The 13,147-nt window shown below is 64.4% G+C and carries 12 protein-coding genes; 9 read left to right on the top strand and 3 right to left on the bottom strand.

Features of this window, described 5'->3' with window-relative positions; translation table 11 throughout:
- Nucleotides 1-67 precede the first annotated feature (67 nt).
- The gene (gene ansP, locus ACM6JT_RS01720; RefSeq protein ID WP_034182575.1) at nucleotides 68-1,558 is read right to left on the bottom strand and encodes an L-asparagine permease; all 1,491 of its coding nucleotides are present in this window, start codon (nucleotides 1,556-1,558) and stop codon (nucleotides 68-70) included.
- Nucleotides 1,559-1,787: 229 nt separating this feature from the next.
- Between ansP and ACM6JT_RS01715 the strand changes: the two genes are divergently transcribed.
- Entirely contained in the window at nucleotides 1,788-2,033 is a 246-nt protein-coding gene (locus ACM6JT_RS01715) for a hypothetical protein (RefSeq protein ID WP_414855886.1), read from the top strand.
- 116 nt (nucleotides 2,034-2,149) lie between these two features.
- On the opposite strand, the gene ACM6JT_RS01710 is transcribed toward ACM6JT_RS01715, so the two are convergent.
- Nucleotides 2,150-3,847 carry a M4 family metallopeptidase gene (locus ACM6JT_RS01710; protein WP_034182269.1) on the bottom strand — a complete coding sequence of 566 codons (1,698 nt, stop codon included), beginning with the start codon at nucleotides 3,845-3,847 and terminating at the stop codon, nucleotides 2,150-2,152.
- A gap of 558 nt (nucleotides 3,848-4,405) precedes the next feature.
- Nucleotides 4,406-5,797: a PLP-dependent aminotransferase family protein gene (locus ACM6JT_RS01705; protein ID WP_105390903.1), complete on the bottom strand. Its 1,392-nt coding sequence runs from the start codon at nucleotides 5,795-5,797 to the stop codon at nucleotides 4,406-4,408.
- A gap of 381 nt (nucleotides 5,798-6,178) precedes the next feature.
- Here ACM6JT_RS01705 and ACM6JT_RS01700 point away from each other — a divergent pair, with 381 nt between their 5' ends.
- The 8 genes from ACM6JT_RS01700 to ACM6JT_RS01665 are packed head-to-tail and all read left to right on the top strand — an operon-like array spanning nucleotide 6,179 to nucleotide 13,145.
- Complete coding sequence (locus ACM6JT_RS01700; protein WP_006405208.1) at nucleotides 6,179-6,661, top strand: MSMEG_0572/Sll0783 family nitrogen starvation response protein; 483 nt, start codon at nucleotides 6,179-6,181, stop codon at nucleotides 6,659-6,661.
- Between the two features lie 19 nt (nucleotides 6,662-6,680).
- Nucleotides 6,681-7,703 carry a Nit6803 family nitrilase gene (locus ACM6JT_RS01695; protein ID WP_414855885.1) on the top strand — a complete coding sequence of 341 codons (1,023 nt, stop codon included), beginning with the start codon at nucleotides 6,681-6,683 and terminating at the stop codon, nucleotides 7,701-7,703.
- Complete coding sequence (locus tag ACM6JT_RS01690; protein WP_407973054.1) at nucleotides 7,696-8,766, top strand: MSMEG_0568 family radical SAM protein; 1,071 nt, start codon at nucleotides 7,696-7,698, stop codon at nucleotides 8,764-8,766. The genes ACM6JT_RS01695 and ACM6JT_RS01690 overlap by 8 nt, the downstream gene beginning before the upstream one ends.
- A gap of 2 nt (nucleotides 8,767-8,768) precedes the next feature.
- Nucleotides 8,769-9,329: an MSMEG_0567/Sll0786 family nitrogen starvation N-acetyltransferase gene (locus ACM6JT_RS01685; protein WP_105390900.1), complete on the top strand. Its 561-nt coding sequence runs from the start codon at nucleotides 8,769-8,771 to the stop codon at nucleotides 9,327-9,329.
- A complete protein-coding gene (locus tag ACM6JT_RS01680; RefSeq protein WP_414855884.1) occupies nucleotides 9,326-10,312 on the top strand; it encodes a sll0787 family AIR synthase-like protein in 987 nt (328 codons plus the stop codon). Before ACM6JT_RS01685 ends, ACM6JT_RS01680 begins: the two co-directional genes overlap by 4 nt.
- On the top strand, nucleotides 10,309-11,493 hold the full coding sequence (locus tag ACM6JT_RS01675; protein WP_414855883.1) for an MSMEG_0565 family glycosyltransferase: 1,185 nt from the start codon (nucleotides 10,309-10,311) through the stop codon (nucleotides 11,491-11,493). Before ACM6JT_RS01680 ends, ACM6JT_RS01675 begins: the two co-directional genes overlap by 4 nt.
- Before the next feature lie 9 nt (nucleotides 11,494-11,502).
- Complete coding sequence (locus tag ACM6JT_RS01670) at nucleotides 11,503-11,787, top strand: MSMEG_0570 family nitrogen starvation response protein (RefSeq protein ID WP_105390897.1); 285 nt, start codon at nucleotides 11,503-11,505, stop codon at nucleotides 11,785-11,787.
- 56 nt (nucleotides 11,788-11,843) lie between these two features.
- Nucleotides 11,844-13,145 (top strand): MSMEG_0569 family flavin-dependent oxidoreductase, encoded by a 1,302-nt coding sequence (locus tag ACM6JT_RS01665; RefSeq protein ID WP_414855882.1) that lies wholly within the window; start codon nucleotides 11,844-11,846, stop codon nucleotides 13,143-13,145.
- Nucleotides 13,146-13,147: the final 2 nt, after the last annotated feature.

The raw sequence follows: 13,147 nt of genomic DNA, 5'->3' as shown, positions 1-13,147 counted from the left end.
CAATAAATGTCGTTGTCGCGGGATTTTTCTGAACTTTGCACGGCCGCCGTCCGCTATCGGGCGTCGCCTAGTTGTCGCCTTTTTCGAGGACGCTCTGCGTGAGCGTGACCGACGGAATCGTCGGTTTGAGCGACGCACGGCGCGCGCGGCCGCTCAACCACTTCCAGCCGGCGACGAGCAGCAGTGCGACCAGCGGAATCGACGCGATCGTCCACGTGCCGTTCGGGTAGTCGAACGCCATCAGGACCAGCACGCCGAGCAGGAACAGCAGCGTGAGCCACGACGTCACCGGCGCGCCGGGCATCCTGAACGGCACGTCGTCCACTTCGCCGCGTTTGACGGCCGCCCGGAACTTCATCTGGCAGACGATGATGAACCCCCACGTGCTGATGATGCCGAGCGACGCGATGTTCAGCACGATCTCGAACACGCTCGACGGCACCAGATAGTTGAGCAGCACGCCGATCACGTAGATCGCGACCGTCACGAGAATGCCCGCGTACGGCACGGATTGCGCGCTCATCCGCCCGAGGAACGCAGGCGCCGAGCCGCCCATCGACAGCGAACGCAGCACGCGCCCGGTCGAATACAGCCCCGAGTTGAGACTCGACAGCGCCGCCGTCAAAACCACCAGATTCATCACCGAGCCGATACCGGGAACGCCGAGCGCGCCGAAGAACGTGACGAACGGGCTTTGCCCCGCCTTGTACGCGCTCCAGGGCAGCAGGCAGACGAGCAGGACGACCGACGCGACGTAAAAGATCGCAATGCGCCAGATCACGCTGTTGATCGCGCGCGGCAGCACCTTGCGCGCATCCTTGCATTCGCCGGCTGCCGTGCCGACCAGTTCGACGCCGGCGAACGCGAACACCACGCCCTGCACCAGCACGAGCGCCGGCATCAGTCCGTGCGGGAAGAAGCCGCCGTTGTCGGTGATCAGGTGCATGCCCGTGTCATGGCCCGCGACGTGTCCGCCGGTGCCCAGGATCACGGAGCCGATGCCGAGAAACAGCACGATCGCAGCGACCTTGATCAACGCGAACCAGAACTCCATTTCGGCGAACCACTTCACGCCGATCAGGTTCATCGTGGCGACGATGCAGAGCGCGATCAACGCGAAGATCCATTGCGGAATACCGGCGAACGGCGTCCAGTAATGCATGTAGAGCGCGACCGCGGTGATGTCGACGATGCCGGTCATTGCCCAGTTCAGGAAATACATCCAGCCCGCGACGAAAGACGCTTTCTCGCCGAGGAATTCGCGTGCGTACGACACGAAGCTGCCGCTGCTCGGCCGGTGCATCACCAGCTCGCCGAGCGCACGCAGGATCAGGAACGAAAACACGCCGCACACCAGGTAGACGATAGCGAGCGACGGCCCCGCAGCCTGCAGTCGCGCGCCGGCCCCGAGGAAAAGCCCCGTGCCGATCGCACCGCCGATCGCGATCATCTGCACCTGTCGATTGCCGAGTGTCTTGTGATAGCCGGCCTCGTGAGATTCGAGCCAGCTGCGTTTGTTGGTTTCGCCGGTCGGCGACGGTTCAGGAATCGATGCCATGGCTGCCCCCTCTTGCATTTGCGTGATCGCATTCATCCGGATCGCGTGACGATCAGGACCCACCGGCACCTGCGACCACGACGCGTAGAGACACGTCGGGCATCCTGGTCGCGGCTCGCCGGCAACAGCGAGGGGCACGGTCAGACACGAAAGTATTCAGCCGTAATTCCGCTCACAAACAGCATGCAAATTTGGACTGAGCCTGTTCGAATCTGTGCATACGGGGGTAATGGAAAGCTTTTTGTTATATGGCTTCCCGTTTTGGGTGCGTTGCGTTCGACGGTGCGCCATTTCGGCTTCTGCGCCGAATTTCGACAACCGTAACTTCGATGGCGAGCGCGGCCGCGATCGTGCAGATGATGCCGATCGAGTTGCCGACCATCTTCGGATTGCAGAACACGCGATCGGCGACGAGCGCAATCAGCGTCGGGCCGAGTCCGAAGCAAATCAGCCGCCTGCAGTCGCAGGCAGCTGATCGGCACCTGCCTTTCTCGTGCCCGAGCGCCGCGTGAGCTCGATCGACTCGCTTTCCTCCGAAGCGAAGGACCGCCACGCGGCTTTCCGGCGTTCAATACGCCCACCCAAGCGCGATCAATTCACCCCGACCGCACTCCACGCGCGCGCGACCGTGGCGCTCTCGGTCGAGTTCGCGCCATACAGGTCGTTCGCCGCCTGGATCGACGCACGCCGCGCGCTCGGGTAGCTCGAGTTGGCGTTCAGGTACACGGTCAGCGTCCGGTACCAGATCTTGCCGGCCTTCTCGCGGCCGAGGCCGCTGAAGGTCGTGTCGCCGTTGCAGACCAGCTGCGTCCTCGACAGGCCGGTGTCGGTCGACGGCACCGCCGGGCCTTCCGAAAGCAGGTAGAAGAAGCGGTTGCCGACACCCGACGTGAAATGCGGATCGTGGCGCGGATTCGACCACGAGAAACCGCCGGACGGATAGCAGCTGAACGACCGGCCGTCGAGATCCTGCTTGTACATCTTGCGCAGGCCGCCGCTCACCACGCGCGCGCCGATCACGTAGTTGCCGGGATCGTTCGGGTTATTTGCATAGAACTTCACGAGCGTGCCGAAGATGTCGGACGTCGATTCGTTCAGGCCGCCCGCGTCGCTCGAATAGTTCAGGTTGGCGGTGGCCTCGGTCACGCCGTGGCTCATCTCGTGCCCGGCCACGTCGACCGATACGACCGGCTTCGGCAGGCTCGTGCCCGACTGGCCGTCGCCGTACACCATGATGTGCGACGGCATCCATGCCGCGTTCGCGCCGGTCGTGCCGCTGCCGGTGTCGAACACTACGTGCGCGAAACTCTTCACGCCGCGCCCGTCGTTGAAGATGCCGTTACGGTTGTGCGTAGTCCTGTAGTAGTCCCAAGTCAACGCGAGGCCGTAGTCGATATCGGCGGCGACGGTTTGCCGGTCGGTGGTCGAGCTGTTGCCCCACACGTTCGTGCTGCTCGTGAAGATCGGCAGGTCGCTCGCTTGCTCGACATCCTCCGCGATCAGCCCGCGGCCGTCGTAGACGGAGCCGCTGCCGCGGGTCGGATCGAGCATCCGGTACGCGTTCGTGCCGGTCTGGTCGGTGGTCAGCGTCAGGTTGCCGTAGTACAGCGAGCGGCCGGTGCCGGTCGCGGCGGCGGTCTTGATCAGGTCCTGCGCGTCGAGCACGGTGCCCGTGCGCGCGTCGACGTAGTACAGCACGGCGTCGCCGTGCGCGTCGGTCGCCTTGCCGTATACGCGCACCGCGTAGGCCAGCGTCGGCGTGACGTCGCGCGCGAACACGACGAGCTCCGCGTCATCGATGCGGCGCACGTCCGAGTTGAAACGCGCGGCCGCGATGCGCTTGACCCTGGCCGCACCCACGTCGGGCGCGTTGCGCACCACGAAGCGGTCGCCGACCTTGCCGATCTTGCCGGCGAGATCGATCGGCGCGGGCTGGGTCAGGCTCGCTTGCTTCAGCTGCCCCTGGTTCGAATGGACGACGACGTCGCCGCCGATCACGGGCAGACCCGCGTAGAAGCGGTCGAAACGCACGTGCTCGGTGCCGTCGGGATCGACGATCACGTCGCGCACCCGGAACTGGTCGCCGTCCGTCGGCGCGCTCGCCTGCGGCGCCGCGAACTTCAAGGTGCGAGCGGCGCTGCCGGTAGCCAGGCTGAAGGCGGACGGGTTCTGCTGGATCAGTTGCAGCGCCCTGTCGACCGCGGCCGGCTGGTCGCCGGCTTGGGCAAAAGCGCTGAGACTGGCGAGGGTAATCGCGGTGATGGACAGCAGACGAGACAGTTTCTTCATGTAATCCCCCAGATTATGAATAAAAGCGTGATTTTCGAGGAATGCATCAAGGAAAAACTTTGATGTGAGACATGTCGCGAACCGCAGGGGCATGCTAGAAGGTCGTTTTTATAATTACAAGATATTTTCTGTCAGGTTAATGTTTTATCCTTTCGATGTTAATCAAGTCGGGATTTGGTGAGAAATATGAAATGATCTTGTCGGCCGCGTTGGCGGTATCGGCAGCATTGCGCTGGCGGAGTGCGCTAGGGGAGGGGCGGGTGACACGGGGGCGCCGCTCGAGCGGAACGGGCGATGTGGAGCGGAGCGACAACGACGGCCATAATTTACTTTATTAAATATTCTTTATTCTCACTATGGCGCTATCGTTATTCGGAAGTCGATGATCGGAAAATGTGCCGGCATGGATACTGGTAGCCGGGACTGGCGGGCTGGTTCGAGGACGCAAACCAACATGAACGCAAATGAGGTCATCACGCATCACATCTGCGTACACCAGCGTTATGACACTTCAGATCGGCAATTCGAGTTCGAATGTCTTCGAGGCTGTATCGGCCGCTACATCGCCGCACCGTAAAGATGATGTGCGTCGACCAATGCATCCGCGACGAGCTGCAAACCGTCCAGGCATTGCTCCCGGCTCTGCGGCCCGCCGAGGCAGATGCGGATCGCGGCCGGCGGGTCGCCGTCCGTCGAAAATGCCGCGCTTGCCACGGCGGCGACGCTTCGACTCCGCAGATGCTGCGCCAGATCGGGGGCAGTCCACAGGCACTCGCGCGGAATCGGCAACCAGAGATGGAAACCGTCGGGATGAGCATCGAAAGGCCATGCGCCGAGAATCCGCCTTGCAATCGCCTGCCGTGCATGCGCCTCCGATCGAATCGCGGCCAGCATCTCGCCTGCCGTGCCGTCGTTGACCCATTGCGTGGACAGCAGCATCGTGAACGGACTCGGCATCACGGTCGTGGCGCGCAATGCACCGGCGATACGCTGTGCTTCGCGCACCGTCGGCGCCAGCAGGTAAGCGATTCGCAGCCCGGCGCCGAGGTTCTTCGACATGCCGGTCACATAGTAGGTCAGCTCGGGCGCCAGCAATGCCAATGGTGGCGGCGCGCTCTGCGGCAGCATCGCGTAGGCGTCGTCCTCGATGATGGGCACGTTGTAGCGCGTCGCGATATCGGCCAGCGCTTCGCGGCGTCTGAACGGTATCGTGAGCGTGCTCGGGTTCTGCAGGGTCGGGTTGCAGTACAGCGCGGCAGGCCGTCCGCTTCTGCAGAGCGATTCGAACGCATGCGGCAACGGTCCGTCGTCGTCCCGTGGCAGCGGCTGCAACTGCACGCCCAATTGTGACGCGATAGCCTTGATGCCGGGGTAAGCGAGCGAATCGAGGCAGATCGAATCGCCGCGGCGCGCAAGCCTGGAGATGAGCGCGACGAGGGCGCTGTGGATGCCCGGGCAGACCAGTACGGCGTCGCCGCTGCAGCCGGGCAGGCGATTGGCCAGCCACGCGCGTCCGGCGGCGCGATCCGCCGGTGTGCCGCCGAAATCCTGGTATCGCATCAGCTGGTAAGGATCCGCTGCATCGAACAATGCCGCAGCCGATTGCTGCAGCCGCCTGGCCATCTCGGGCGGCTCGGGCGGCATGTTCATCGACATTTCGATGCTGCTCCCGCCCGACAGCGGAATCGTTCGCGTCGGGCCGCGCACGAATGTGCCGCTTCCTGCACGCGAATCGAGCAAGCCGCGTCGGCGAGCTTCAGCATAAGCGCGGGCCACCGTCGTGTAGTTCAGGTTCAGCGCACTGGCGAGATCGCGTAGCCCGGGCAGGCGGTCGCGCGGTTTAAGCCGGCCTGCAGCGAGATCTTCCTCGATGAGGTCGGGGATCAGCAGATACGCCGGTTTCCTGCTTTCCAACAGGCGCTTCGACCAATGATGGATGGCGTAATCCATACCTGTTTCCATTTGATGATTCATCAAAACGTTAGCATGGCGCATTAATCGACAATATATATATCGCCACTTTGAAGTCGGATGATTGCATTGATCGCATCATGTATCGGATTGATGCATCGATGCACGCTGGATGCGCACCGGTTCACTCCTGCTGCATCAGTCAGGTGCGCCGTCTGGCCCGGTCAGGCCGGTTCCGGTCGGATCCGGATTGGGTCATGCAAGGATCGGACCGGCGGCAGCGGCATTTATCGACTGAATGATCGGAGAGTGATCGCATCAGGTCTGTGCCTGGTTGGCATATGCGTTGCGTTAATGAGGTCGCCCGGATTCGAAAGCGTTCGGGATCATCACTCAACTCATTTTCAAACGGAGCGTGCCATGCCCGCAGTGAATCAGCCTCTGCACAAGAAAGGAGATTTCCTCGTCGACTACGAGGAAAAAGTGTTCGAAGACGTCAAGGCGGAACCGGGCGAGAAGGCGCTCGTGACGTTCCACACGGTTGCATTCGAAGGGTCGATCGGCTTCGTCAACCTGCTGCAGGCGACACGCCTGCAACGCAAAGGGTTCGAGACGTCGGTGCTGCTCTACGGCCCCGGTGTGACGCTCGGCCTGCAGCGCGGATTTCCGACGCTCGGCGACGAGGCGTTTCCCGGTCACCTGAACTTCAACAAGCAGCTCGTTAAGTTCATGGAAGAAGGCGGGAAAGTCTACGCGTGCCGCTTTGCGCTGCAGGCGCTTTACGGGCACGGCGAAGCGTCGCTGATCGAGGGCATTCGACCGATCAATCCGCTCGACGTGCTGGATATCCAGCTGCTTCACCGCAAGGAGAACGCGCTGGTCATCCACACCTGGACCGTTTGATCGAATGACGGGTGCCAACATGTCCGACAAACGCATCGTCCGGGCGGCGGCCGTCCAGATCGCCCCCGATCTGGAACGCGCCGGCGGTACGCTCGACAAGGTCTGTGCGGCGATCGACGAGGCCGCCGGCAAAGGTGTTCAGCTGATCGTCTTCCCTGAAACGTTCGTGCCGTACTACCCGTACTTCTCGTTTGTGCGGGCGCCGGTCGCATCCGGCGCCGATCACATGCGGCTCTACGAGCAGGCCGTGGCGGTGCCGGGCCCCGTGACGCATGCGGTTGCCGAGCGTGCGCGCCTGCACGGGATGGTGGTCGTGCTCGGCGTGAACGAGCGCGACCACGGCAGCCTGTACAACACGCAGCTGATCTTCGACGTCGACGGACGCCTCGCGGTGAAGCGCCGCAAGATCACGCCGACGTTTCACGAACGGATGATCTGGGGACAGGGAGACGCGGCCGGACTCAAGATTGCGCAGACCGGTGTCGGGCGGGTCGGTGCGCTCGCGTGCTGGGAGCACTACAACCCGCTCGCTCGTTATGCGCTGATGACGCAGCACGAGGAAATTCATTGCAGTCAGTTTCCCGGTTCGCTGGTCGGCCCGATCTTCGCGGAACAGATCGAAGTCACGATCCGCCACCACGCGCTGGAGTCCGGGTGCTTTGTCGTCAATGCAACCGGCTGGCTGACGGACGCCCAGATCGAGTCGATCACGGGCGATCCGAATCTGCAGAAAGCGCTGCGTGGCGGATGCAATACCGCGATCGTGTCCCCGGAGGGTCAGCATCTGGCCGAGCCGCTGCGCGCCGGCGAAGGGATGGTGATCGCCGATCTGGACATGTCGCTGATCACCAAGCGCAAGCGAATGATGGATTCGGTCGGCCACTATGCGCGGCCGGAACTGCTGAGTCTTGCCATCAACGATCGGCCGGCGACGACGGTGACCCCGATGGGGAGCAGCGCGTCGGCCGCACGCGACTTCGAGGGAAATTGCCATGAGCGCGAACGCGAAACCGTCGGTGCAGAGCCGGCAATTGATGACTGAACTGCAATCGGTCGGGCTGCGCCTCACGGATCCACGGGTTGGTGCCGCGAGCCGGCGCGGCGGCGCCGGGCCATCCGATCACAAGGCCGTGACGGTCGACGGTGTGACCATCATGGTGCCCGTGCACACGAGCACCGCGTGGGATTCGCCGTTCGTCGCGGCGGAACCTGATGCGGCGGGCGTCAGCCTGCTCTCGCGCGGCACCATCCCGATTGCGAGCATCAGCTTTCCGTCGAGCCCGCGCTTCTACGCGTTGCAGACGCTGGAGGGCGTGCCGTACTCGCACATCGCGACGCTGCATGGCGCCGACGTGCTTGCGACCACGGTATTGCAGACTTGCATTCGCTACGAGAGCCGGCGCAAGACCTGCCAGTTCTGCTCGATCGGCCAGTCGCTTGCGGCCGGCCGCACGATCGCCCGCAAGACACCTGAACAACTCGCCGAGGTTGCGCGTGCGGCGGTCCTGCTCGACGGCGTCAAGCACATGGTGTTGACGACCGGTACACCGCCGACGCCGGATCGCGGTGCGCGCGTGCTGTGCGAAAGCGCGTTCGCGATCAGGGCGGCCGTCGATCTCCCGATCCAGGCGCAATGCGAACCGCCCGACGACGACGGCTGGTTCGACCGGATGAAGGCAAGCGGGATCGATACGTTGGGCATGCATCTGGAAGCCGTGACGCCGGCCGTGCGCGAACGGATCATGCCGGGCAAGGCGAGCGTGCCGCTGTCCCGGTATATGGCGGCATTCCGCGCGGCCGTCGGCGTGTTCGGCCGCGGACAGGTCAGCACCTACATCCTGGCCGGGCTCGGCGACAGCGCGGCTGCGATTCTCGACATGTCGCGCGAACTGATCGGGTTGGGCGTCTATCCGTTCGTCGTGCCGTTCGTTCCGATCAGCGGCACGCCGCTGGAGAGTCATCCTGCACCGTCGCCGGACTTCATGCGGGCGGTGCTCGAGCCGCTCGGTGCGATGCTGCGCGACGCCGGAATGCGCTCTGCCGACATCAAGGCAGGTTGCGGAAAGTGCGGCGCCTGCTCGTCGCTGTCGACCTACGAGGTGTGACCATGTACTGCGCAGAGATGGGCCTGGCCGACAGCCGCGGCACGTATCGGCCTTCGGAGTACCGGATCAAATGGGCGGAGCTTCCGTGGGAAATCGACGAGGCGTACAAGCTGCGCCGGGCCGTATTCTGCGTCGAGCAGGGGATTTTCGTCGGCGACGATCGCGACGATATCGATCGTCGCGCGCAATTGCTGGTCGCGGTCAGCTGCTGCGCAGGGCTGCCGGAGCAGGTGGTCGGCACGGTGCGGATTCATGAAACCGTCCCCGGAACCTGGATGGGTTCGCGGCTGGCGGTACACCCCGCGTTTCGCCGGCAGGGCAGGATCGGCTCGATGCTGATCGCGCTGGCCGTCAGCAGCGCGCATGCCGAAGGTTGCCGCACATTCGTCGCGCACGTGCAATCGCAGAACGTGCCGTTGTTTCGTCGGCTTCACTGGGATGCGCTCGGCGAGGAAACGTTGTTCGGCCGCCCTCACCAGCTGATGCAGGCGCAACTTGCGCACTATCCGCCGTGTGGCACGCCGTACGCGGGCTTCGTCCTGCGCTCGGAGGGGCGGCCATGAGTGTCGACGATCGTATCGCAACGCTGCGCGCAAGCCGGGGCTTCCAGCACAAGCACGACATTTCCGGCGTGGTTGCGTCGCTCGCAGCGGCATTGCCGAACGGCGAGCGGGATCTCGCTCAGGCCGTCGCGCTCGGTGACGACTGCGCGGCGATTCCGGACGCGGACGGCTACCTGTTGTTTGCGATCGAGGGCATGGTCGGCGATTTCGTCGAGTCGATGCCGTGGTTCGCCGGATACAGCGGTGTGATGGCGAATGTCAGCGACATCTACGCGATGGGTGGGCGGCCGATCGCCGTCGTCGATGCATTGTGGAGTGACGGAATCGACGCCGCGCGGCCGGTGCTTGCCGGGATGGCCGCGGCTGCGTCGGCGTATGGCGTGCCGATCGTCGGCGGCCACAGCAACACGCGCAGCGCGCAGGGGCAGCTGGCCGTATCGATCCTGGGTCGGGCGCGTGCGCTGCTGTCGAGCTTCAGCGCGCGGCCGGGCGATCGCCTGATGATGGCGGTCGACCTGCGCGGCGCGTTCGAGGATCCGTATCCGTTCTGGAATGCGTCGGTCGGCGCGCCGCCGGCCCGGCTGCGCAGCGATCTCGAGATTCTGCCGGCACTGGCTGAAGACGGGCTGTGCGATGCCGCGAAGGATATCTCGATGGCGGGCGTGCTCGGTACGGCGTTGATGCTCGTCGAGTGCTCGCGCGTCGGTGCGCGCATCGAACTCGACGCGATCCCGCGTCCGCCCGGCGTCGACTTCGATCGCTGGCTGACGGCCTTTCCGAGCTACGGATTCCTGATGGCGGCCCGGCCGGCGCATGTCGACACGATCGTGGAGCGCTTCGCCGCGCGCGGGCTCGCGTGCGCGGTGATCGGCGATATCGACGCAACCCGTGAGGTCGTCGTCGAAGAGGCTGGCAAATCTGCGGTGCTGTGGGATTTCCGGATCGAGCCGTTTATTACCGGCGTCAGCGGAGGTGCCCGATGAGTCGCGACGCGTTGCGCATAGCGCTTCTTACCCACTCGGTCAATCCGCGTGGCGGTGTCGTGCACGCACTTGAACTGGCCAGTGCGCTGCACTTGGCGGGAAGCGACGTCACCGTATTTGCGCCGGCCGCGCCGGGTGAGGCGATGTTCCGCGATGTCCCGTGCCGCGTCGTGCTGGCACGCGTCGATGGCCGTCCGCGCGGCGTCGCGGAAATGGTGTCCGCGCGGATTGCCGCGATCAGGCGCGCATTGCTGGAGCACGATGCGGGCGGATTCGACGTCCTGCATGCGCAGGACAGCATCACGGGCAATGCACTGGCCGAACTGAAGCAGTCAGGCGCAATCGACGGGTTCGTACGGACCGTGCATCACCTCGACGTGTTCGACGACCCGCGGCTCGAACGCTGGCAGGAACGCGCGTGGCGAGAGGCGGACCAGGTGCAGTGCGTGAGCGCTGCCTGGGCGGCCACGATGCGCGAGAAGTTCGGAGTCGACGCAGGCGTGGTGCCCAACGGCGTCGACGTCGCCCGGTTCGCTCGTGTGGACCATCGGGACATGCAGGCAGTGCGGCAGCGGTTCGGCCTGGGCAGCGGGCCGGTTGTCCTGGCGGTCGGCGGGATCGAGCAGCGAAAAAACTCGATCGCGTTGCTCGAGGCGTTCGCACGCCTGCGCAGCACGTTGCCCGGTGCACGGCTCGTGATCGGCGGCGGCGCGAGCCTGCTTAACCACGATGCGTACGCGCGCCGCTTCGTCGCGCGCGCCGCTGCGCTCGGGCTGGGGATCGGCGTCGACGAACCCGTCGTGACGACGGGGCCGCTCGACGACGCGGCGCTGATCGCGCTGATGCACTGCGCCGATGTGGTGTCGATGGTGTCGGTCCGCGAGGGATTCGGTCTGGTCGTGCTCGAGGGGCTCGCCTGCGGAAAGCCCGTCGTCGTGTCCGAAATCGAACCCTTTACCGAGTATCTGGACGAGCACGCGTGTGTGTGGGCCGATCCCGCCGATGTGGATTCGATCGCCGACGCGCTGCGCGATGCGCTCTCGGGACGGCGTGCTCCCGATTTCGCACATGCCGTCCCCGCATTGCTGAACCGCTTCACATGGGAAGCGAGTGCGCGCAAACATCTGGATATCTACCTGGACAGGCTGGCGCAGCGTGCGCAAGCGTCGTCCGTCGAATGAGGAGGAATCATGCCGGTCATGCATTTTCGGGTTCGTTGGCCCGATCAGTCGGAAACCAATTGCTATTCGCCTTCGACCGTCGTGTCGGAATTCTTCACGCCCGGCACGCGATACACGCTCGACGACTTCGTCGAGCGCGCCCGACGCGCGCTGGGTATCGCGTCCGATCGCGTACGCGAGAAATACGGGTTCGCGTGCTCGGCCGCGATGGACGAGCTGGCACGGATCGAAGCACACGCGGAACGATTTGCGCCGCAGGGCGATGCGACCGTGACCGTCATCGAACTCGTTTGAGGCATCCGCCACGCAGGAATCCATCGTCGTCTTAAACACATATTCAGGACTGCATCATGTCAAGCGAACCCGTTGTTTCATCCAGCCTCCCGAATATCGATGCCCATCTCGGCGTAGCCGTCATCGGCGGCGGACAGGCAGGACTGTCGATCAGCTACTACCTGAAGCAGGCAGGCATCGATCATCTCGTATTCGAAAAAGAGACCGTGACGCACACGTGGCGCAAGCAGCGCTGGGACGCGTTCTGTCTCGTGACGCCGAACTGGCAGTGCGCGCTGCCGGGCTATCCGTATCGCGGTGCCGATCCGCACGGCTTCATGACGAAGGACGAGATCGTCGACTATCTCGACGGCTTCATCCGAAGCGTCGATGCACCTGTGTTGGAACACACCGCCGTCGAACGTGTGACGCGCGACGCGGACGGACGCTATCGCATCGCGACGTCGCGCGGCGCGTACACCGCGGATCAGGTTGTCGTTGCATCCGGCGGCTACCATCGACCGATCGTGCCGCGGATGGCCGAGCGGCTTCCGGCAACGATCGTGCAGATCCAGTCGTCGGAATACCGGAATCCAGCCGCGTTGCCGGACGGACCGGTTCTCGTGGTCGGATCGGGACAGTCGGGCGCGCAGATCGCGGAAGACCTCCATCTCGCCGGGCGAAAGGTGTTTCTCGCGGTGGGCGATGCGCCTCGCTGTGCCCGTTTCTACCGGGGCAGGGACGTCGTCGACTGGCTGGCCGACATGCAGTACTACGACATGCCGGTCGATGCGCATCCGCTGCGCGAAGGCGTGCGCGACAACACCAACCACTATGTGACCGGCCGCGATGGCGGGCGCGATATCGATCTGCGCCGCTTTGCCGCCGAAGGGATGGAGCTGTATGGCCGGCTGGAGGATTTTGCCGACGGGCAGTTACGATTCTCCGCGGATCTGTCGGCGCAGCTCGACAGCGCCGACGATACGTACAACAGGATCAATGCCGGCATCGACGCCCATATCGAGAAGTATGGGATCGCGGCGCCGCCTGCGACGCGCTATGAACCCGTGTGGCGTCCGGCCGCCGAGCGCACGGCGCTCGATCTCGCGGCCAGCGGCATCGCATCGGTCGTCTGGTGCATCGGCTTCACCCCGGATTTCAGCTGGCTGGATGCACCGGTATTCAACGGCCGCGGCTATCCCGCGCACCGGCGCGGCGTGACGCCGGTTCCGGGGCTCTACTTCGTCGGGCTGCCCTGGCTATACACGTGGGGTTCGGGGCGATTCTCCGGGGTTGCGCGCGATGCCGCCCATATCGTCGACCAGATCCAGGCCGAGATGACGGCCGCGCGGCGCTCTGCCGAAAGCGTGGCCGCCTGACG

The sequence above is a fragment of the Burkholderia sp. IT-111MI5 genome, assembly GCF_949752865.1.
Classification (GTDB): Bacteria; Pseudomonadota; Gammaproteobacteria; order Burkholderiales; family Burkholderiaceae; genus Burkholderia; species Burkholderia pyrrocinia_C.
This window is presented reverse-complemented; position numbering and strand designations above follow the sequence as displayed.

Bases quoted from the DNA above. Each gene is read 5' to 3' on its own strand.
- ACM6JT_RS01680 (WP_414855884.1), top strand. From the start codon at position 9,326: ATGAGTGTCGACGATCGTATCGCAACGCTGCGCGCAAGCCGGGGCTTC.
- ACM6JT_RS01715 (WP_414855886.1), top strand. From the start codon at position 1,788: ATGGAAAGCTTTTTGTTATATGGCTTCCCGTTTTGGGTGCGTTGCGTT.
- ACM6JT_RS01695 (WP_414855885.1), top strand. From the start codon at position 6,681: ATGTCCGACAAACGCATCGTCCGGGCGGCGGCCGTCCAGATCGCCCCC.
- ACM6JT_RS01675 (WP_414855883.1), top strand. From the start codon at position 10,309: ATGAGTCGCGACGCGTTGCGCATAGCGCTTCTTACCCACTCGGTCAAT.
- ACM6JT_RS01705 (WP_105390903.1), bottom strand. From the start codon at position 5,797: ATGGATTACGCCATCCATCATTGGTCGAAGCGCCTGTTGGAAAGCAGG.
- ACM6JT_RS01710 (WP_034182269.1), bottom strand. From the start codon at position 3,847: ATGAAGAAACTGTCTCGTCTGCTGTCCATCACCGCGATTACCCTCGCC.
- ACM6JT_RS01685 (WP_105390900.1), top strand. From the start codon at position 8,769: ATGTACTGCGCAGAGATGGGCCTGGCCGACAGCCGCGGCACGTATCGG.
- ACM6JT_RS01665 (WP_414855882.1), top strand. From the start codon at position 11,844: ATGTCAAGCGAACCCGTTGTTTCATCCAGCCTCCCGAATATCGATGCC.
- ACM6JT_RS01670 (WP_105390897.1), top strand. From the start codon at position 11,503: ATGCCGGTCATGCATTTTCGGGTTCGTTGGCCCGATCAGTCGGAAACC.
- ACM6JT_RS01690 (WP_407973054.1), top strand. From the start codon at position 7,696: ATGACTGAACTGCAATCGGTCGGGCTGCGCCTCACGGATCCACGGGTT.
- ACM6JT_RS01700 (WP_006405208.1), top strand. From the start codon at position 6,179: ATGCCCGCAGTGAATCAGCCTCTGCACAAGAAAGGAGATTTCCTCGTC.
- ansP (WP_034182575.1), bottom strand. From the start codon at position 1,558: ATGGCATCGATTCCTGAACCGTCGCCGACCGGCGAAACCAACAAACGC.